At 56.1% G+C, this 1,650-nt stretch carries 2 protein-coding genes; both read right to left on the bottom strand.

Features of this window, described 5'->3' with window-relative positions; genetic code table 11:
- The coding region (locus VJ956_RS12580) for a hypothetical protein (RefSeq protein ID WP_324085390.1) at positions 1-217 on the bottom strand (217 nt) is incomplete at its 3' end.
- A gap of 250 nt (positions 218-467) precedes the next feature.
- Positions 468-1,650 (bottom strand): IS66 family transposase (tnpC, locus tag VJ956_RS12585; protein WP_324085391.1); only part of this gene is annotated, 1,183 nt, incomplete at its 5' end.

The raw sequence follows: 1,650 nt of genomic DNA on the forward strand, positions 1-1,650 counted from the left end.
GGTCGCACACCACCAACTCATCCACCAGCCCGTTGAGTTGCCAGCTGATCCACTGGGTTAACGGGCCTTCCTCAACGGCCAGAAAAATATGATCGGCAGACAGGCTGGCAAGCCAGTCTTTCATCAGCTTTGGGTCGGTCGAAAGGGCATGGCGCTGCTGCTCCTGGCCTTGCCCGTCAATAACACCGAATTCGCTATGGGTTGCATGTAAATCCAAACCTGTGTATGCTACATTTAAGTGATTCATAAAAGGACCTCTGTGAGTTATTTTACGATTGGTGAGATAAATCTAAGATAACCATACAGGGTGTCCTTTTTCATAATACCATCCCGATGGGGAAATCTCCCCTTGTTAGGGGAGACTATTTCATATTTTTTTATTAATCGAACTCAGGTTTTTACTATGTATTACTCATAAAGAGGTATCCACCCGACCAACTACATCTTGAATGAACCCGACCGATTGGCTATAGCTGGCTAAAGTTCTGAGGATAGAGAGCGCGCACGTCGTTGTATTTGGTCTGCAGGATGTTGGCCAGCACGTGGGTGAGCCATTGCGTGGGATTGACTCCATGCAGCTTGCACGTTCCCAGCAGGGAATAGACCATCGCGGCCCGTCGGGCTCCGGCGTGCGAACCGGCAAACAGGTAATTTTTGCGCCCGAGAGCCAGCGGGCGGATCGTATTCTCCATCAGGTTATTGTCAATTTCCAGTAGCCCGTCATGCAGGTACTCACTCAGGGCGTCCCAACGCTTGGCGCTATAGGCCATGGCCTTGCCAATCTGGCTTTTAGGCAATACCTGTTTCGCCTGCGCGTGAATCCACGCTCCCAGTTGATTGATGATGGGAAGCGACGCCTCCAGGCGCAGTTCTTTGCGGTCGTCCGGCGAGAGTTCTTCCTCGCGGGCCTGCCGCTCCACTGCGTATAGATCCTGAATCCAGCTCAGCGCGGCCGAAGCCCGCTCGCGGTCGTTGTCGAGGGCCTTCTCAAACTCCCGGCGGGCATGGGCCCAGCACGCCAGATGCACTACGTCCTCGCGCCGTCCGATCCCTTCGTAGACGCTATACCCATCCGTTTGCAGGTATCCTTTAAATCCATCCAGCATCCGCTTTGGGGCGGGCGCCCCGCGGGTCGGCTGGTAGTCGAACAGCACCGTTTTTTCGATTGGGCTGTGGTAGATCCAGTACCACCCCTGGTGGCAGGCTCCTTTTTTGAGGCTTTCCAGGACCTTAATCCGCGATTCGTCGACCTGCAGATATCCGCGGGTCTTGGTGTCGCCCGCCAGGTGATCCCAGAGAATCTCCAGGAGGTCCATCGCCTGGGATGCCCATCCGTCCAGAGTCGACTGGGCAATGGGCACGCCCTCGCGTGCAAACCGCTGGCGCTGGCGGTACAGCGGCAGATGATCGGCGTATTTATCCACCAGGATGGTGGCCAGCAGGCTGGGTCCGGCGATGCCTTTGTTAATCACACGGTCGGGAAGGGCGCCGATGCGTGGTGCTCCTCCTCCGGACGGGGCGTACTTGTGGCGGATATACCGCTTGATGTACAGCCGTGCGGGCTGGAGCTCCAGCTCGTCGGTCACTTCTTGACCAATGCAGACCATCGCCGAGTAGTCACCATCCGGGTAGATATGGACTTCCTCAACC

Source organism: Marinobacter sp. (assembly GCF_035268745.1).
Lineage (GTDB): Bacteria > Pseudomonadota > Gammaproteobacteria > Pseudomonadales > Oleiphilaceae > Marinobacter.